Annotated in this window: 4 protein-coding genes and 4 pseudogenes; 5 read left to right on the top strand and 3 right to left on the bottom strand. The window is 72.6% G+C overall.

The genetic code is table 11. From position 1 onward, the window contains the following. Window positions 1–81 precede the first annotated feature (81 nt). Window positions 82–3,771, bottom strand: a pseudogene (locus V4Y04_RS01060) (condensation domain-containing protein); the annotation flags it as partial. Window positions 3,772–3,880: 109 nt separating this feature from the next. Here V4Y04_RS01060 and V4Y04_RS01055 point away from each other — a divergent pair. Beyond that, a pseudogene (locus V4Y04_RS01055) lies at window positions 3,881–5,160 on the top strand (ISL3 family transposase). Between the two features lie 19 nt (window positions 5,161–5,179). Here V4Y04_RS01055 and V4Y04_RS01050 read toward each other — a convergent pair. Further along, window positions 5,180–14,071 (bottom strand): annotated as a pseudogene (locus tag V4Y04_RS01050) (SDR family NAD(P)-dependent oxidoreductase); the annotation flags it as partial. A 271-nt stretch (window positions 14,072–14,342) separates the two neighbouring features. Here V4Y04_RS01050 and V4Y04_RS01045 point away from each other — a divergent pair. After that, window positions 14,343–15,791 carry a WGR domain-containing protein gene (locus V4Y04_RS01045; RefSeq protein ID WP_332425113.1) on the top strand — a complete coding sequence of 483 codons (1,449 nt, stop codon included), beginning with the start codon at window positions 14,343–14,345 and terminating at the stop codon, window positions 15,789–15,791. Window positions 15,792–16,058: 267 nt separating this feature from the next. On the opposite strand, the gene V4Y04_RS01040 is transcribed toward V4Y04_RS01045, so the two are convergent. Continuing rightward, complete coding sequence (locus V4Y04_RS01040) at window positions 16,059–16,862, bottom strand: SAM-dependent methyltransferase (protein ID WP_332425112.1); 804 nt, start codon at window positions 16,860–16,862, stop codon at window positions 16,059–16,061. A 330-nt stretch (window positions 16,863–17,192) separates the two neighbouring features. Between V4Y04_RS01040 and V4Y04_RS01035 the strand changes: the two genes are divergently transcribed. The 3 genes and pseudogenes from V4Y04_RS01035 (at window position 17,193) to V4Y04_RS01025 (ending at window position 19,693) form a co-directional block, all read left to right on the top strand. Further along, window positions 17,193–17,540 (top strand): transposase, encoded by a 348-nt coding sequence (locus V4Y04_RS01035; RefSeq protein ID WP_332425110.1) that lies wholly within the window; start codon window positions 17,193–17,195, stop codon window positions 17,538–17,540. Between the two features lie 420 nt (window positions 17,541–17,960). Further along, the gene (locus V4Y04_RS01030) at window positions 17,961–18,326 is read left to right on the top strand and encodes a transglycosylase family protein (RefSeq protein WP_332425108.1); all 366 of its coding nucleotides are present in this window, start codon (window positions 17,961–17,963) and stop codon (window positions 18,324–18,326) included. A 133-nt stretch (window positions 18,327–18,459) separates the two neighbouring features. Continuing rightward, window positions 18,460–19,693: pseudogene (locus tag V4Y04_RS01025) on the top strand (IS256 family transposase). The last annotated feature ends 30 nt before the right edge of the window (window positions 19,694–19,723 follow it).

The following is a 19,723-nucleotide window of genomic DNA, read 5'->3' as shown; positions in this document are numbered from 1 at the left end:
GGCCCTCTCGGACCGCTCCCGCCGCCCGCCCCGAATCGGGGCGGGCGGCGGGAGCGGTGGCGGGGTGGCCTCGGCCGGCGGTCAGTTCCCCGTCGTCACCCCGCCCGCCGTAGCGGCGTCCACGGTGTGGCCGAGCAGGTGCAGCGGGGCGGCCGACACCCCGGCCCGTTCCACCGCGTCCCAGTGGGCCAGGGCCACCCCGGCGTCCACCAGGCCGTGCACCGGCGGCAGTTCGTGGCCTGCGGCGTGGAGGAGGGACTCGAACCGGCAGGAGGCCAGGGTGCCCTCGAGCCAGGGCTGGGCCAGATAGCCGGCCGCCGCCGAGTCCGGCAGGTCCCCGGCGACCTCCCGCTCGGTGCGGCCGACGTGCAGCAGCCCGCCGCCCAGCACCAGTACGTCCTTCTGCTCCCGCATGCGGGAGAGGGCCCGCCCGGTGTCGAAGCAGTGCGGGAAGGAGTCGTCGACCACGACGGCCCCGGGCCGGAGCCGGCCGACATCGAGCACCGCGGCGGCACCGCTCACCGCCGTCACCAGAAGGTCCGCACCGTGGACCGTGTCCGGCAGCACCCGCTCCGACTCCACGACCTCGAACCCGGCCGCCCCGATCAGCCCTCGTTCCCGCAACCGCCGTCCCAGGACGGTCAGCCGCGGCCCGCTGCCCCGCACATCGCACAGGAGCAGTCGCCGGGGAGGCCGGGCGGCCAGGGACAGCAACAACTCCAGTGAGGAGGAACCGATCGAACCCAGACCGGCGAACGCCACGTCGAGATCCGCGAGGTCCCGGCCGGTGGCCTCCAGCGCCGCGTGCACCGTTTTCACCACGGAGACGACCGTTGCCGCGTGCCCCGTCGTCACGGACGCAGGATGGCGCCCGGACCGCAGCACGTCGAAACCGTAGCCGGTCAGCGACGGAATCATCCCCGCCAGGGACACACATCGTGCCCCCCCGGCGGCGGCGAGCGACACCGCACGGGCGGTGTGCCTCACCAGTCCGGTGTCCGTCGCGAGTTCGTCGGCGAACAGCGGGACGGAGAGGAAGCCGGACCGGCCCAGCGGCGTGCTCACCGTCTCCACCAGGCGCGGGGCGCCGTCGGGGAACAGCATGGCGCGCACCTCGTCCCGGGGCAGTGCCGACGGGGGCAGACCCGCCAGGCGCGCCAGATGCTCCGGTGCGGGCAGGTAGCCGATCAGGGCCGCGTCCATCGTGTCCCGCGTTCCGGGGCCCCGCGTTCCGGACCTCCTCGTCCCGGACCGGTGGGCGGCGGGCCGGTGCGCCAGGGGACCGTCCGTTCCGGGACGGTCCGTTCCCGGCCGGCTCGGTACGCCGCTGTCACTCACCGCGGCCCGTTCGAGACGTCGGCGCAGTGAGCCGGTGAAACGGTCGAGTGCGCCGGGTGCGAACGCGGGGCTCGCGCCCCGGACCGTCACCCGCAGCCCGTCCCCGTCGGGCCGCACCGCCATGAACACATCCGTCGTGGACGACGGCGGCAGGAACGTACTGTCCCCCGCCTCCCACGACAACCGCTGGGTGTCGTCGTCCGCGGGCGCCAGCGCGGAGAAGTCGAGGAAGGTGAAGAAGAACTGGGAGGTCAGGGGCAGCCCGTCGGCACGCCGTGGGACCACGTCCTCGTGGGCGCGTGCCTCCTCGGCCTCGGCCGCCATGCGCCGCAGGGCGCAGGCGAAGTCCCACTCGTTGCCGTTGCCGCTGCCGCTGCCGTCGGCCGGATCGGCGGGGGCGGGTCTGACAGGGACGGCCGAGGCGAACGGGCCGAAGATCCGGTGCGCGTCGGGCAGTGCGTTGTCCCTGCCGCTCACCGCCAGTCCCACGATCAGATCGGACCGTCCGGTCAGTGCCGTGAGTTCCTGGTGGTAGGCGGTCAGCAGGGGCGCGTACAGGGAGGTTCGCGCCTGGGACGCGAGCGCGCGCAATGTCGCTGCCGGGGAGGCACCGAGCGTGAACTCCGAGGAATCGAACCGGACATCGCCGGTCGCGCCCCCGGCACGGCCGGCCGTACCGGAGCCGTCGGCCACCGCCGCGGGGCGCAGCACCGGCGACCGGTACGGGGCGCACACCCGCGCCCGGCGTTCTGCCGCGGCCGTCCCGGCGGCGTCGGTCCCGTGACCGGTCTCCGCCGACCACCGGACATGGTCACGGAAATCGCTGCGCAGCGGCGCGAGGTGGGGCGGGGTGCCGCTGCCCCCCGCCAACCGGTCGTACAGCTCGGTCAGTTCCCGCAGGAGCAGCGCCGCGCTGTAGCCGTCGCCGATGACGTGATGGGCGTGCACCAGCAAGGTGTGCTCCTGTGCGGCGAGGCTGAGCACCTGAAGGCGCACCAGCGGCCAGGCCCAGGTCTCCAGGCGCCGCTGAGCCTCGGCCGTGGCCCGTTCGTCCACCTCCGCGGGGGACGAGACCGTCTCGAAGACGACCGGCAGACGCAGTGACGGGGGCAGTTCCTGCTGGACGGGCGGACGGGCCCCGGCGGGAAAGACGGTACGGAGCATGCCGTGCCGCTCCACCAGCAGGTCGACCGCCGCCTGGAACACCTCGGGGTCCAGCGGTCCGGACAGCCGAATCCGTGCCAGCCAGGCCCCGCCGCCCGGCGTGAGAGCCTCCGCGAGCAGGAACCCGCGCTGGCCGGGTGTGACGGGGAAAGGGGACGTCCGGTCGTCACCGGCCGGGAGGGACTGTCCGGCCGGGGGCGCGGAGACGGAGGCCGAGGCCGTGGTGGAGGAGCGCGGCTCCGGCTCGGTCGCGACGGCGTCGATGGCCGCGGACAGTTCCGCGAGCGTGCGATGACGGTAGATCACCGTCGGCCGGGGCAACGGCACTTCGTGTTCCGCGAGCCGGGCGAACACGCGCAGGACGAGCAGCGAGTCCCCGCCCAGGTCGAAGAAGTCGTCCTCCCGGCGGACCGGTTCCACCCGGAGCAGGTCCGACCAGATCGCCGCCACGCGTCGTTCGGTCGCCGTGACCGGCGGGGAGGCCCCGTCGTTGTCCGGCACCGCCGGGCCGGGCCGGGAGGACGGGTCCACCAGCGCCAGGCGGTCGACCTTGCCGGTGCCCGTGAGGGGCAGCGCGTCGACGCACGTGATCCGGGCCGGGAGCATGTACGACGGCAGAACGCCGGCCAGACGGCGGCGTATCTCCCGGGTGCCGGGCCGGTCGGCCGAGGGCCGGAGGGTGACGAAGGCGAGCAGCTGTCCCTCGTGAGCCGCCACCACCGCCCGCGCGATCCCGGGACACTCCTGGAGCGCCGCCTCGACCTCTCCCGGCTCCACCCGGTTCCCGCGGATCTTCACCTGGTCGTCGACCCGGCCGAGGAACTCCACGGTGCCGTCGGCCGACCGGCGGACCCGGTCCCCGCTGCGGTACCAGCGCCGGCCCGCCCGCACGGTGAACGCCCGTGCGGTCAGCTCCGGTTCGCCCAGGTAGCCGGGGGTCAGGCCGACACCGGAGATGAGCAGCTCCCCCGGTTCGCCCGGCGCGCAGACGGTTCCGTCGGCGCGGACCACTTCCAGGTCCGTACCGGCCACGGGGCGCCCGATCGGCACCTGCCGCACCTCGTCGCCGGGACGGGCGTCGAGGATCTGGCAGGTGGCGTTGATGGTCGTCTCGGTGGGTCCGTACATGTTGGCGATCCGCGCTCCGTCCCCGAACAGGTCGAACCAGCGGCGCACATGGTCCACGGGCAGCGCCTCCCCACCGACATGCACCCACCGCAACGCCGTCAGATCAGGCAGCCCCGCCCTGCTCCGTGCCCTTTTTTCGGCTCTCCTGTCGGATCCGTGGGTCGTTGACCAGGGCTGATACGCAGAACACGCCGTACCCGGGGTACGTTTCGACTGCTGAAGGTACGAAACGAATAAACCTGGATACGGCGTGCAAAGTAAGAGGATATGGGTTCGGTTGCTCGGTGTCGAAAAGACGCTGATCGAGCAGGTCGAGGCCGAGGAGGCCGACCCCGAGGGCGGTGTCGGTGGTGAGCTGGTGATCGTGGCGCATGTCCGACCGGCGAAGGGCCACAGGCAGCGGTGCGGGATCTGCCGGCGCAAGGCGGCGAAGTACGACGCCGGTGAGGGACGCCGACGCTGGCGGGCCCTGGACCTGGGCGTCATCCAGGCATTCCTCGAGGCCGACGCGCCCCGGGTCTCCTGCCCCGAGCACGGCATAGTGGTCGCCTCGGTTCCCTGGGCGAGACACGGCGCCGGACATACCCTGGCGTTCGACACGCAGGTGGCCTGGCTGGCGACCTGCTGTTCCAAGACGTCCGTCACCCAGCTCATGCGGACCGGGTGGCGCACGGTAGGCAACATCGTCGCCCGGGTCTGGGCGGACGTCGAGAAGTCGGTGGACCTGTTCGCCGGGCTACGACGGATCGGTATTGACGAGATCAGCTACAAGAAGCGCCACAAGTACCTGACCGTCGTGGTGGATCACGACTCCGGGCGTCTGGTCTGGGCTGAGGCCGGCCGGGACAAGGCCACCCTGCGTAAGTTCTTCGACGCCCTGGGCAACGAGCGCGCCGCGAAGCTCACCCACGTGTCCGCGGACGCGGCCGACTGGATCTCCACGGTGGTCGCCGAGCGCTGCCCGCAGGCGGTACGGGTGATGGACCCTTTCACGTCGTTCAGTGGACCACCGACGCCCTGGACGTCGTGCGCCGTCAGGTGTGGAACGCCGAGCGCGGAGGCAAGGGCAGATCCACCCGGGGCTCAAAGTCCCTGAAGAAAGCCCGCTTCGCGCTGTGGAAGAACCCCGAGGACCTCACGGCCGGGCAGCGGGCCCAGCTGCTCTTCATCGCCAAGGCTCACCCGCTGCTGCACCGGGCGTACTTGCTCAAGGAAGGTCTGCGCACCGCCCTCAAGCAGGGCCCCGACACCACCGAGGCGCTGTGGGACTGGGTGCTCTGGGCCCGCCGCTCACGGATAGCGGCCTTCGTCGAGCTGCAACGCAGCATCGTCAGACACTTCGACGCCATCACCGCCGCCGCCGAGCACGGGCTGAGCAACGGCCTGGTCGAGTCCATGAACACCAAAATCCGACTGATCACCCGCATCGCCTTCGGCTTCAAGGACCCCAAGTCCCTCATCGCCCTCGCGATGCTCAGCCTCGGCGGCCACCGACCTCAACTACCCGGCCGTCAACTCGCAACCCGATGACCCACGGATCCGACAGGAGAGCCCTTTTTTCGGCGGCCGACAGCAACTGCTCCCACAGTGTGGGAACCGAGCTCCACACGGTGACCCGCGCGTGCTCGACCCGCGTGAGGAGCAGCTCGGGATCCCGCAACAGGCCGCGCGGCACGGTCACGACGGTGCCGCCGACCAGAAGTGGTGCGAGCAACTGGCGTACCGAGGCGTCGAAGCAGGGCGACGCGGTCTGCGCGAGGCGGTCGCCGGGACCGTAGCCGAAGGTGGTGACCGCCCAGTCGAGATAGTTCTCCATCGCCCGGTGAGTGATCGGCACCGCCTTCGGGCGTCCCGTGGAACCGGAGGTGAAGATGACGTACGCGATCGCCTCGGCGTCGGACGACGAGGCGGGAGCGGCCGCGGTCGCGGGTGCGGTCACGCCGGCCCCGGTGTCCGCGCTCGTGGCCGGCGGGCTGTCGTCGACGACGGGTACCGCCCGTACGGCCGTCAGAGCGGCGGCGGTGTGCCGGGTGGCGGCGTGGCACACCACGGTGGTCGCGCCGGTGCGGGCCAGCTGGCCGGCCAGCCGTGCGGTGGGGTGTTCCGGGTCGAGCGGGACCCAGCCGGCCCCGGCGCGCAGGATGCCCACGACACCGACGACGGTGTCGGCGCCCGGCTCGGTGAGCAGCCCGACCAGATCGCCGGGGCGTACGCCGCGGGCGTGCAGGCGTGCGGCGAGCCGGGCGGAGGCCCGGTCGAGCGCCCCGTATGTGAGCGAAGCGTCCGTGGTGCCCACGGCGTCCGCGGCATCGATGGCATAGGCGGCATCCACGGCGACCGCGCCGGGTGTCGCCCGGAACCGGCCGAGCAGTCGCGCGACCAGCGGGACGCTCCCATCGCTCCGCACGGACGAGGGCGGCGCCACGGAGGCGGGGGCCGGGGCGGGGGTGGGCGCGAGGGCGAGGGCGAGGGCGGGTGCGGGGCCGGTGTCCGGCAACAGCCGCGACGGCCGGGGTGTGCACAGCGCGGCCAGTTCGGCGCGGAACTCCCGGTCCAGACGTGCCACGGTGGTCCGCTGGAACAGCGGCTCCGGATAGTTCCACGACAGCCGCAACTGCGGACCGTCAGCCCAGCACAGCAGGCTCAGCCGGGTCGCGGCCGACCCGGTGCCGGCCGCGGTCGCCCGGATCTCCACCGGGCAGTCGGCGGCCGGCTCCGCCGGGAAGCGAGCGAAGCTGAAGCCCGCCGGGCTCACCGTGCGGTCGCCGAAACCGGTACCGATTTCGGTACAGGTACTGGAACCGGCACGCGGGTCGGTGCCGTCACCGGGACGCGCGCCGGGCAGCAGCGCGGCCAGGTCCAGGCTGCTGAGCCCGGCGTGTTGCTCGCTCCGCAGCCATATCCCGCGCAACCGCTCCGCCAGGGCGACGACCGTCTCGTCGTCCGCCGTCCCACAGAGCAGGGGAAGGGTGTCGGCGAGCGGACCGACCAGCCGTTCCACACCGTCGAAACGGTCCTCGCGACGCGCCCTGGCCACGTTCACGGCCACGTCCCGGCGCCCCGACCAGCGGGCCAGACAGCGCACATACGCGGCGAGCAGCAGGTGGAACAGGGAGACGTCCCGCGCGGCGGCCAGTTCTTCCAGGCCGGTGGTGAGATCCGCGCCGAGCTCGCCGTAGTACTGCACGATCGGGCCGGACGGGTCGGAGGCCGGCGTGTCGGGACCGCTGTCGTAGGGCAGCCGGAGGGGTTCGCCGCGCGTGGCGAGCCGCTCGGCCCAGTACTGCCGGTCGGCCTGCCGCTCGGCGGATCCGGAAGGTGGCAGGCTCGACGCGTACCGTGCGAAGTCCGGTGCGGGAAGTGCCTGTCGCGGACGCCGTCCGTGGTACAGATCGGTGTACGTGGTGGACAGTTCCTCGGCGAGAACATTCAAGCTGTAGCCGTCCGCCGCAGCGTGGTGCACCACCAGCACCAGATGGGCGAGCCCCGGATCCTGACGGAGCAGCACGGCCCGGACGGGCGGCAGCGCCGCCAGGTCGAACGGCCGGTTGCACACGGCCGTCTCGGCACCGGCCACCTCGTCGGCGGCGCAGTCGCGCACCTCGAACCAGTCCCGCAGCGGTACCGGAGGCGCCACACGCTGCACGGGAACCCCGTCCGGGGCCTCCACCCGCAGCCGGAGCATGCCGTGCCGTTCGGTCAGCGCCGTCAGCGCCCGGCCCAGCAGACCGGTGTCGAGCGGGCCCCGAACGGTCAGCCGCAGATGACCCCGGGCCGGGAGGTCCGGATGCAACCGGCTGCTGGTGTACAGCGCCAGTTGCACGGGGGTCAGGGCGAATGCCCGTCCGTCGTTGCTCCCGTCCCCGGGCCCATGGCCCGGACCGTCTCCGAGCCCGCTCCCCGCACCCGCCACCTGGTCCTCCGCCGCTGCCCGGGACGGCGCACCGGTGCGCCCCTCCAGGTCCAGATGGGCGGAGAGTTCGCGCACCGTCCGGTGTTCGAAGAAGAGCGTGGTGGGCAGCTGCCGTCCGAGCCTCCGCTCCAGCCGCTTGACGAGGTCGACGGCGCCCAGCGAGTCCAGCCCGAGCCGCAGGAACGGCGTGTCGTCGTCGACGCCCGATGCCGGGATGCCGAGCGACTGGGCCAGCAGTTCCCGCAGGACGACAGCGGTGCCGGAGGACAACGGAGGCCGGTGCCGGCCGGTGCCGGCCGACCCGGCGGCGCCCTTGATGCTCTCGGCGCTCTCGACGCCCGTGGGCCGTACCGGACGCGGCGGGGCGGCGGCCGGCTGTGCCCCGGGCACCAGGTCGGCGACGACCAGCTGCGTCGCGCCGGTGGCACACGCCGCCCGCAGTGCGGCCAGCGCGGACGCGGTTGCCAGAGGACGGCCCCCACCGCCCGCACCGGCGGCGAGTGCCCCGGCGCCCGCGGTGACCGCGAGGCCGGTTTCGGCGAACGGACCCAGGTTCACCGACAGCCAGGGCCGGCCCGCCAGGGACTCGGCTCCGGCGAAGGAGTCGAGGAAGGCGTTCGCCGCGGCGTAGGAACCCAGCGCACCCGCCAGGCCGTGCAGCACCGACGACACCGAGGAGAACGCGACGCACACCCCCGGACGTTGACCGTGCCGCCGCAGTGCCCCGGACAGCAGCACCGTGCCGAGGGTCTTCGCGCCCAGCGCCTCCACGGTCTCCGGCATGTCCGCCCCGCGCAGGCTGCCGGGCCGTACGACACCGGCTGCGTGGAACACGGCATCCAGCGGCGGCAGTTCGCCCACGAGCCGCTCCACGTCACCGGGCACCGTGAGGTCCGCCATGACGTAGCGGGCCTCGGCACCAAGACCGGCGAGCTCCTTCAACAGGCCCGCGGGCGGGTGCGGGGAACGTCCCACCAGCACCAGGACCGGCCGGCCCCGGCCCGCCAGGTCCCGGGCCAGGGCGGACCCGATGCCCCCGGCGCCGCCCGTGATCAGAAACGTACCGTCGGCCGGCAGCCGCTCCGGGCGGTCACGTCCGCCCGGTTCTCCCACCGGACCCGGCCCTTGCCCCGGTCCCGGCGCGACGGAACGCACAAGGCGCTGTCCGGCCCGCCAGGCGATCGCTCCCGTCGCCTGCGGCGCCGTCAACTCGGCAGCCAGGCAACGCAGCCAGCCTTCGGCGTCGGGAGCGTCGGGAGCGTCGGGAGCGTCGGGAGCGTCGGGGAGGGCGTGGGACGAGAGGTCCACCCAGTTCGCGACCACGCCGGCCGACTCCTCCGGCACGGCCAGGGCCAGACCGCCCAGGACCGCCTGCGCCGGCACCGGCTGCTCCGCACCGTGCCCGGTGACGTGCGCGTCCTCGGTCACGACCAGCAGTCGGCGGGCCCCGGCCCGGTCCAGCGACGCGAGGGCTTCCCGGAACGCCGCGACCGCCTGCCGCAGCTCCGCGTCGAGGCCGCCCGCCGGGTTCGCCGGGTCCGGCGCGTCCCGCCGGACCCGGCGGCCGAGGAGGACCACGGCCTGTGGACGGACATCACCGTGGCCGGCCGTGACCGCCCGTATGCCGAGGGCCGCGAGCCCGTCCGCCGTCCGGCGTACCGCCGAGGCGTCCGCTCCGGTCACCAGCACCGGGCCGGGAAGGCCGGCAGTGGGAAGGCCGGAAAAGGGAAGGTCGTCGCCGGGCAGGGGAGCGGGCCGCCACTCGACGCGGTGCAGTAGTCCGCGCGCATCGGGCTCGGGCCAGTGCCTGCGCCGCTGGTACGGGTACGGCGGCAGCGGCACCCTGCGGGCCCCCGCGTCGAGCGCCGTACGGTCGAGGGGCACCCCGCGCACCCACAGTCGCGCCACCGTATCCATCAACTCCCGTGCTCCGCCCGGCGCTTCTGAGCCGTCGAACGGTGCTGCGGGGGCGGACACCACAAGAGCGCCGTGCGCCGCGCCGTCGACCCGGCGACCGGCGGCCACCGCCCGGATCGGACCCGCGAGGTTCTCACCCGTCCCGAGTTCCACGAACGTGTCGTAGCCCTCGTCCAGCAGACGCTCCACGGCCCGGCCGAACAGCACCGGTCGCACGGCGTGTTCCCGTAGATGGTCCGGATCCAGCCGAGGCTGCCACGCGGCGGTGAGTGTACTCATCACGGCGAGTTCGGGAGCCGACACCGTCAGCCTGCGCGCCGCACTGCTCAAAGCGTGCGCGACCGGCTCCATCAGGGGCGAGTGGAAGGCGCGCGGCACCGTCAGCGGACGGACCGTCGCGCCGTGCCCGGTGAGCCGCTCCGACGCCCGCCGGACCGCGTCCGGGGAGCCGGACAGCACCAGCCGGCCGGGGCCGTTGTACGCCGCCACCGCGAGGTCGTCCGGGGACGCGGCCACCAGCGACTCCACCTCGCCTTCCTCGGCGCCCCGTACCGCCGCCATGGCACCCGGTGCGGTCGACCCGCCCATGAGCCGTCCCCGTTCCGCCGCGAACAGCACCGCGTCGGACAGCGACAGCATGCCGCCGACGCAGGCAGCCGTCAGTTCGCCGACGCTGTGTCCGATCAGCGCGTCGGGCCGGACCCCCCAAGCCGCCAACTGCCGGGCGAGCGCGACGCCGTGCGCCACCAGCAGCGGCTGCGCCACCTCGGTCGCGGCGAGCGCGTCGTCGCCGATGTCGCCGTCCACGCACCAGGCCGTCAACTCCCGCCCGTGCACGGCTCCCACCAGCCCCGACGCCTCGTCCAGCGTCGCGCGGTACACGGGCGCCGTGGCGTACAACTCCCGCCCCTGCCCCGGTCGCAGACCGCCCTGACCGGGGAACACGTAGACGGTCCGGGGCCGGTGCGTCACCGTCCCGGCGGCCGCGCCCCGCACGGGCGAGCCGTCGGCGGCGCGTACCGAGGCGAGCCGTTCGCGCAGGTCGCCGACGGCCACGACGGCGAGACGGTGCGGCCGTTCGTCGCGTGCGGCACCCGCCGCCCCACAGACGTCCGCCTCCTCGAACTCCGGGTGCTCGCCCAGATGGTCCGAGATGCGCGCCGTCCACGCGTCGAGCCCGGCCGCACTGCCCGCCGAGAGAGTGAGCAGGCTCGGGCCGGAGTCGTTCCGGTCCACCGTCCGGTCGTCCCCGCGCGGCGCGTCCGCCGTGCGCGGTGGTGCCTGCTCCAGAACGGCGTGCGCGTTGGTGCCGCCGAAGCCGAAGGCGTTGATCCCCGCCCTGCGCGGCCCGGACGACTCCCAGGCCGTCACCTCCGTCACCGGGGCGAACCCCGACTGCTCGACGGCGGGCGAGACCGGTGTGTGATGCAGCGAGGCCGGGAGGCGCCCGTGCCCGAGGGCCAGCACCACCTTCACGAGCGAGGGGAGCGCCGCCGCGTTCAGCAGGTGCCCGATGTTGGTCTTCACCGAGCCGAGCAGCCGGGGACGGCCGTCCGGGCGGGCCGGGAAGGCATGGGCGAGGGACCGCAGTTCGATCGGATCGCCGACGGCCGTACCCGTGCCGTGGGCCTCGACGTACGAGACCGACGCCGGGTCGACCCCGCACTGCTCGTAGGCGCGGCCGATCACCTCGCGCTGGCGCAGCGGGTTGGGTGCCATCAGGCTCAGCGACGTACCGTCGTTGTTGACGGCGGTGCCGCGCACGACGGCCAGGACCTCGTCGTCGTCCCGCCGGGCCTCGTCGAGCCGCCGCAGGACGAGGACCGCGCCGCCCTCGCCGGGCACGAACCCGTCGGCCGACGAGCTGAAGGCACGGCTGCGCCCGGTCGGCGACAGGGCCTTGGCCGCCTCCAGGGCCTGGTGCGCCGACGCGGTGAGATGCAGGTTGACCCCGCCCACGACCGCGACGTCGCACTCGCCGTCCGCGAGACTGCGCCGGGCCAGGTGCAGCGCCACCAGACCCGAGGAACACGCCGTGTCCACGACGAGCGCCGGTCCGTCCAGGTCGAGGCAGTGCGCCAGCCGTGCGGCGACCAGGTTGGGGAGATTGCCGGTCAGGGCCGTGGCGGTCGGCGGCGTACCGGCGGTGTCCGCGTCCGCCAGGAGCTGCCGGTAGCCGCTGTCGCCGACGGCGGCGAAGACCCCGGTCCGCAGGGCCCGGCGGCGGGGTCCGGCGTACCCGGCGCGTTCCAACGCCTCGTGGGCGAGTTCGAGGAAGACGCGCGCCTGCGGGTCCAGCGCGCGCGCCTCCTCGTCGCCGATGCCGAAGTGGGCGGCGTCGAAGGCGGCGGGGTCGTCCAGGAACGCACCCCAGCGGCCGGTCGCCTCGAGTCCCCTGGAGCCGTCCGTGTGCCGGCGACCCGTGCCCCAGCGGTCCGGGGGCACCGCGGACACGGTGTCGCGGCCGGCGGTGAGCAGGTCCCAGAACTCCTCCGGCGTGTCGGCCCCCGGGAACCGGCAGGCCAGCCCCACCACGGCGGTCGCGGACGCCCCGCCGGCAGCGGACGCGGCCTTTCGCCCGCCCGTCCCGGCGCCGCCCGCCCGTGTGTCGTCCGCCCCTGTGCCGTCCGCCTCGACGACGCCCATGAGATGGTCGGTGAGCGTGGCGACGGTGTCGTTGCGCATCACCGCCGGACCCAGCGAGACACCGAGGGAACGTTCCAGCGAGGCGAGCGCCTCCATGGCCCGCAGCGAGGTGCCGCCCAGTTCGGCGAACCGGTCCCGGTCCCCGAACGACGCCTCGGACAGTCCCAGGACCGCAGCCCACACCTCACGCACCACCCGTCGCACGTCCCCACGGGAACGGGGCACTGCCCGCCGGTCCCCGGACGACGACGGTCGCTGAGACCGTTCCACCGGATCACCCGCCACGGCACCCGAGCCCGCCGCCGTACCGGAACGAGCCGACGGCCGGTACCCGTCCGCCTCGAACCGGGACCGCATCCGCTGCCGCTGCACCTTGCCGCTCGTCGTCCGGGGGAACGCGGACGGCGGCAGGGCGAACACCCGCACGTCGTCGTGGCCCAGCGCCGCGCGGATCCGCCGCGCGACCCGGTTCAGCACCTCGGAGGCGGTACGCGGCGGCCGCGCCCAGGCGACGAACACCGCTACCCGCTCCCCGCCGGACACCGGATCGGTCGACCCGACCACCACCGTCGTCCCGGCCGGTACCCCCGGTGTGCCGGACGCCACCTCCTCCAGGTCCGGGGCGTGGAACGTACGGCCGTTGACGAACAGGACGTCCTTGAACCGGCCACTGACACACAGCCGGCCGTCCCGGAGGAAGCCCAGGTCACCGGTGCGCAACCACCCGTCGGTGAAGGACCGCGCCGTCACGTCCGGCAGGCCGTGGTAGCCGCGGGCGATCTGCGGCCCGCTCACCTCGATGTGCCCCACCCGCCGGTCGCCCAGCGGCCGGCCGGCTTCGTCGGTGATCCGCACCGAGCAGCCCGGCACCGGCACCCCGACGTCCATCAGTTCCACCGACTCCGCCGCGTCACCACCGGGTTCCCCGTCCACCACGCGGCCCCGGCCGAGGGCGGCACGTTCCACGGTCACCGGCGCGGCCACCTCGCCCAACGGCGGGAACGCCACGGCCAGCGTCGCCTCGGCCAGCCCGTACACGGGCGTCGCCGCCCGCGGATCCAGCCCCGAGGCGCGGGTCCTGGCGGCGAAGTCCCGCCACACCGTCGCCGAGATCGGTTCGGCCCCCACCGTGATCAGCCGGACCGCGCTCAGGTCCAGGGAGGCGAACACCTCCTCGGGAACCCGGCGCAGGGTCAGCGCCAGCGCGAAGTTGGCGGCCGAGAGGACGGTGCCCCGATGCGCGGCGGCCACGTCGAACCACAGCCGGGGATTCTTCGCGAACGACAGGGGACCGATCTTCACCTGCTTGGCCCGCGCGGCCAGCGGTGCCAGATGCGTGCCGATGAGCCCCATGTCGTGGAAGTACGGCATCCAGCTGACCACCACGTCCTGCTCCGTGAGGGCGGAAGCCTCGGTCAGCTGCCGCAGGTTCGCCAGCACGGCCCTGTGGGTCAGCTCCACGCCCTTGGGCGCCCCCGTGCTGCCGGACGAGAACTGCAGGAAGGCCAGTCCGTCCGGATCCGGCGTGGCGGGGGAGGCCGGCGCAGGGCCCTCCCGCAGCACGTCGAGCCGCAGGATCCGGGCATCGTCCGGGAGTTCGGCGGCCACCGGCGCGCAGGCCGCGTCCACCACGACCGGGGGGCGGCCGAGCTGCTCCCACACCGGCCGGACCCGCCGCACGTCGGGCGCGAGCGGCACCGGCACCAGACCGGCCGCGAGCACGCCCCAGAACATGGGCTGGAAGTCCGCACTGTGCTCCGCGAGCACCGGAACGCAGGTGCCCGGCGCGACGCCCGCGGTACGAAGACCGCCCGCGACGCGCAGCGACTCGGCCACGAGCTCCCGGAAGGTGACGACCGTCTCGCCGCCGTCGCCCCGGACATGGACGATCAGCTGGTCGGGGGACTGGTGGGCGGCGTCCAGCAGGACGTCCAGCAGGGTCGCGGTGTTCATGGGTCCGTTCATTCGTTCGTGGTGGGTCCGAAGCCGCGGACGCGCGGTGGCGCCGGGGCGATGAGGGGATGAGGCAGGGAGGCCGGAAGGCGGTGAGGTGAGCAGCGGGACGAGACCGGGCGTCGGGACGACAGAGGCAAGCGATATGTGGGACTCGCAGGAACCGGGACAGGTTGCTTCCGCGTATGGAGCACCGGCGGTCCATTGTCAGTGGCGCCGCCTACGGTTCGGACAGTGGGACCTGCCGGAACGGCCGGCGGCCCGCTCCGGGGAGGGTTCTGTCATGTCTGGCGGGTCGGTGTCGACGACGTATCTGGAGCTGTCGCAGGATGACGGCACTGCGCACAAGTTCTATGAAGTGACCGTCAATGCATCGATGGTGACCGTCCGTTACGGGCGGATAGGCGCCTCGGGGCAGACCCAGGTCACCAGCTTTCCCTCGGCCGACAAGGCGCGGGCCGCAGCCGCCAAGAAGGTCGGCGAGAAGGTCCGCAAGGGCTACGCTCCCGCCGTCCCCGGGCAGCGCGCGCCGCGCGCGGTGACCCGGCGCCAGGTGACGTCCGCCCCGTCCACCGCGCGTGCCGTGGCCCCCGTGCTGTGGCGGTTCGGTACCGGTTCCGCGGCGTTCGGCATCCACGTCGACGACGAGCACTGCTGGGTCGGCAACCAGGCCGGCGACGTGTACACCCTGGGCCACGACGGCCGGGTGCTGGCCCGCTTCAACCTGCCGGACGGCGTGAAGTGCCTGGTCGCCGACGACTTCTGGATCTACGCGGGCTGCGACGACGGCAAGGTCTACGACCTGTCCTCCAAGCTGCCGTTCGCGGCGTACGACATCGCCGCGGACGTCGACATCTTCTGGCTGGACATCCACGAGGGTGTGCTGGACGTCTCGGACCGCGACGGCAAGCTCACCGTCATCGACCACGAGGACGAGCACCAGTGGTCCCGTCGCAGCCAGGGCGAGCACGCCTGGATGGTGCGCGCCGACGACCGGGCCGTCTACCACGGTCATCAGCGTGGCGTCACCGCCTACGCGCCCGACGGGGGCGGCGAGTTGTGGCACACCCCCACCCGCGGCGGTGTGCTGTTCGGCTGGCAGGAGGACGACACCGTGTACGCGGGCACGGCCCACCGCGTGGTGCAGCGGCTGTCGAAGGCGAGCGGGGCCATCGAGGCCACCTACGCCTGTGACGGCGCCGTGTACTCGTGCGCCACCTCGCCCGGCGGCCGGTTCGTGTTCGCCGGTGACGCGGCGTCGTCCGTCTACTGCTTCGACCAGGACGGCACCCGGCTGTGGAAGCTCGGCACGGGCGGCGGCTCGGCCCTGTCGATGCAGTACCGGGACGAGCGGCTGTACCTGGTCACCACCGACGGCTCACTGGTGTGCGTCGACGCGAGCGAGGCGGCCGTCTCCGCGGCCCAGCAGGGCACGGTGCCGGTCGCGCGGGACGTCAAGCTCGCCGAGGCGCTGCCGGCCTACGCACCGGCCACGACGGCGAGCGCGGTGAGCGCGGTGTCCCAGGCCCCGGCCGGGTCGATCGTCGTCCAATGTGTTCAGGACTCCGCCCGCCTGCGAGTGCACGTGGTGTCCGAGGGGTACGACTCGTCGTGGAACGTGCAGTTCCCGCGCGCGATCCGAGAGCCCGGAGCCCGCTATGTCGTGGATGCGCTGCACCCGGCGGCCGGCGGCTTCTACCGGGTCCGCGGTGACATCCGGCGGCTGCTCTGAGAGGGCGCCAGCGCCCTCTCGATGCCTTTGTCCCGCTCGCTCCTCGGTAGCAGGTGCAGGAGGGTGAAGGCGTTGGTCACGGCGAGGGAGGCCAGGCGCGGCAGCACGACAGGTCATGATGCCGCCCGATTGCCGTCCACGTGCACAGCACGGGCGCGAGCGGTGAGGCAGCACGGAAGCCCCGTCGTCGACGATCAAGCTTCTGACCTGGCCGGATGATGTATCGGCACCCGCAGCCTCCGCGGGACTACCGAGCGGCAGGCCGGGTCACTTCTTGACCGCGACACCGCAGACGGAGACGTCGGCCGTGTCCTCCTCGGCCCGGTCGGCGTCCGGGCGCCAAGCGGCCGTGGACACGACCCCCGGCTCCACCAGCTCCAGCCCGGCGAAGAAGGAGGCGATCTCCTGCGGTGACCGCAGGTGGTAGGTGTTGGCCGACTGCCCGTTGTAGACCCCGACCGCGGTGTTGAGCGCCTCGTTGGTGTTCGTGCCGTCACTCAGGGCCAGGTAGCTGCCCGAGGGCAGGGCCGACATCAGCGTGCTCACCAGGTCGGCGGGGCGCTCGGCGTCGGAGATCTGCCCCATGATGCCCAGCATGGTCAGGGCGACCGGGCGGCTGAGGTCCAGGGTCTTCGCTGCTTCGGCGAGGATGCGTTCCGGGTCCCTGGCGTCGGCGTCGACGTAGGCGCAGGCGCCCTCGGTGCTGCTGGTGAGCAGGGCCTGCGCGTGCACCAGGACGAGGGGGTCGTTGTCGACGTACACGATGCGGCTCTCCGGCGCGATGCGCTGGGCCAGTTCGTGTGTGTTGTCGGCGGTGGGCAGTCCGGTGCCGATGTCGAGGAACTGGCGGACACCGGCCTCGCCCGAGAGGAAGCGCACGGCGCGCGCGAGGAACCTCCGCTGCAGCCGCGCGACGGCGGCGAACTCCGGGAAGGTCTTCAGGATGACTTCACCGGCCTCGCTGTCGACGGGGTAGTTGTCCTTGCCTCCCAGCAGGTAGTTCCAGACACGGGCGGAGTGCGGGCGATCGGTCTGCAGCCTGGCCCTGACTTCTTCACGCGGGTGAGTCATGGGGAAAGCTTCACACAGAGCTGTGCCTCCGTAGGTCAACTACCGCGATACCGGCTCGATTTCGTTCGGGCTGAGGAATGCCCGCCAGGGCCGCGACGGCCTGCTGGTGGTCGGACATTTACAGCGCTGTAAGGATGCGGAATCCCTGGCGCAGCCAACCGGGGAAGGGGCAGACGTGACGCAAACGAGGGCCTGGAGTTGCCCCGGTTTGATGGACACGGGCGACTTGCGGGCTATGCCGCGGATTGGGTGAGGCTGGCCGATGAAGCTTTCCCTCGACGTTGGCCACCTGGAGACTGGGAGGTGAGGTTCCAGAGGAAGTAGTGCCAGGTGGGAAGTAAGAGCAGTCGCAGTAGGCGGTATACGGAGGAGTTCAAGCGGGACGCGGTCGCCCTCGTCCGCTCCTCCGGCAGGACCGTCACCGAGGTGGCCCGGGAACTCGGCGTTGGCCCCGAGGGGCTGCGCAACTGGGTCAGGCAGGACCAGGTCGACCGTGGGCAGGGGGCGCCGGGCCGACTGACGGCGCAGACGCCGGGGCCTGACCCGCCCGGCGAAGAAGGCGGTGCCCGCGGCCGACCTGCTCGGCCGCGACTTCACCGACCCGGGCCCGGCATGCGGCTGGTCGGTGACATCACGTTCATCGCCACCGGTGAGGGCCTGCTGTATCCGGCGACCTGACTGGACCTGGCAACCCGCGAGATCGTGGGTTGTTCGATGGCCGGCCATCACCGGGCGTCCCTGGTCGTCGACGCGCTGGTGACGGCCGCCGGCCGCGGTCGGCACCCGCACACGGCCCGATCGGGCCACCGCACACGCCGAGATCTTCGCGTTCAACGAGACCTTCTACAACCGCAGGCGGCTGCGGAAGCATCCGATGTGGGACTACCTGACCCCGCTGGAGATCCGGCAGCGACACGAGCAAGGACACGCTCTCGCGGCGTAAGCATTGAGTGTCCGACATGCACGGGGAAGGTTCAGGTCGGCGCGGACGCCTCGGATGCACTGCGAGTAACAGGAGAGGCGCAGTATCGCCCGTCCGGCCCAAGGAAACGGCAGCCGAGATGCCATCCCCCCGTCGCATGAAGTAACAGTCTCTCTATGGCTAGCAGACGAAACGCTCACGTGAACAGCAGGCGCCGGGCTCACGGCAGCCGGATCCGCACCGCCCTGATGGTCCTGGCCACCGCGGCTGCCCTCGGCACGCCCACCCAAGCGGTGGCCTCCCCGTCGATCACCTCGGGGCCGGACTGGGACGCTATCGCCGCATGCGAATCCGACGGCAACTGGCAGGCGAACACCGGAAACGGCCACTACGGCGGCCTGCAGTTCACGCAGTCGAGCTGGGCCGCGGCCGGTGGGCTCCAGTACGCCCCGCGCGCGGACCTGGCCACCCGCAAGGAACAGATCGCCGTGGCCAAACGCCTGGCCCGTCTCCAGGGGATGTCGGCCTGGTCCTGCGCCTGAGCGACCCGACACCTGCCCGAAGATTTGTCGATCGGGCGTATCCAGGCCCCGCTTGGCACGCCGCGCTTCAGCACCGGTCGGCGTCGGGACTGTAAAACGATCGGTGTAACTCCTGATCAGGGAAGACGCATCGATGACCAGCGACAACGTGACCGAGGACGAGTCCGTCAAGGCCGCTGAGCCGCAGCCGGCGAAGGGCGCGGCCGACCAGCTCATCGACGAGTCGGTCGGCCGCGCCCAGGCCGAGGGGCTGCAGCTGACCGGAGAAGGCGGGCTGCTCCAGCAGCTGACCAAGCGGCTCCTGGAGTCCGCCCTCGAAGGCGAGATCACCGACCACCTCGGCTATGACAAGCACGACCCTGCCGGGAAGAACGGCGGCAACAGCCGGAACGGGACCCGGGCCAAGACCGTGCTGACGAACGTCGGCCCGGTCGAGATAACCGTGCCCCGCGTCCGCGAGGGCAGCTTCGAGCCGAAGATCGTCAAGAAGCGGCGGAAGCGCCTGTCCGGCGTGGACGAGGTGGTGATCTCTCTGTCCGCGAAGGGTCTGACGACCGGTGAGGTCCAGGCCCATCTGGCCGAGGTCTATGGCGCCGAAGTTTCCCGCCGGACCATCTCCACGATCACCGACAAGGTCATGGACGGCATGGCCGAACGGCAGAACCGGTCCCTCGACGCCGTCCACGTGAAGATCCGCGACGGCGCCGTGGCGAATCGGCCGATCTGTGTGGCCCTGGCCGTCACCGTCGAGGGCCGGCGGGACATCCTGGGCCTGTGGGCCTGTGGGCCTGTGGGCCGGAGACGGCGGAGAGGGCGCCAAGCACTGGATGCACGTCCTCACCGAGATCAAGAATCGCGGCGTGAACGACGTCCTCATGCTTGTCTGCGACGGTCTCAAAGGCCTGCCCGACACGGTCGAAACGGTCTGGCCGAGGACGATCGTCCGGACCTGTGTGGTCCACCTGCCGCGGAACTCCTTCCGTTATGCCGCCCGCCAGGACTGGGACAAGATCGCCAAGCTCCTCAAGCCCGTTTACACCGCTTCGACCGAGGAGGCCGCGCTCGATAGGTTCGCGGAGTTCGTCGACGTGTGGGGCAAGAAGTATCCGGCGATCGTCCGGCTCCGGGAGAACGCGTGGGAAGAGTTCACGCCGTTCCTCCGGTTCGACACCGAGATCCGACGCATCGTCTGCACCACGAACGCCATCGAGTCGGTGAACGCCAGGATCCGGCGAGCAGCCAAGGCCCGCGGCCACTTCCCGAACGAGACCGCGGCCTTGAAATGCGTCTACCTGCACTGCCCGCAGTCGCTGCGCCGGTCCGGTGTCTGGGACCCCACGACCTGGCACGTTCCCGTGGCCGGCTGAGCCCTACGGGGCCGGTGACGCCTCCGGGGG

Origin of the sequence: Streptomyces sp. P9-A2 (assembly GCF_036634175.1) — a bacterium.
GTDB lineage: Bacteria > Actinomycetota > Actinomycetes > Streptomycetales > Streptomycetaceae > Streptomyces > Streptomyces pratens.
Note: the sequence above shows the minus strand (reverse complement) of the source record. Positions and strands in the feature narration are given on the sequence as shown.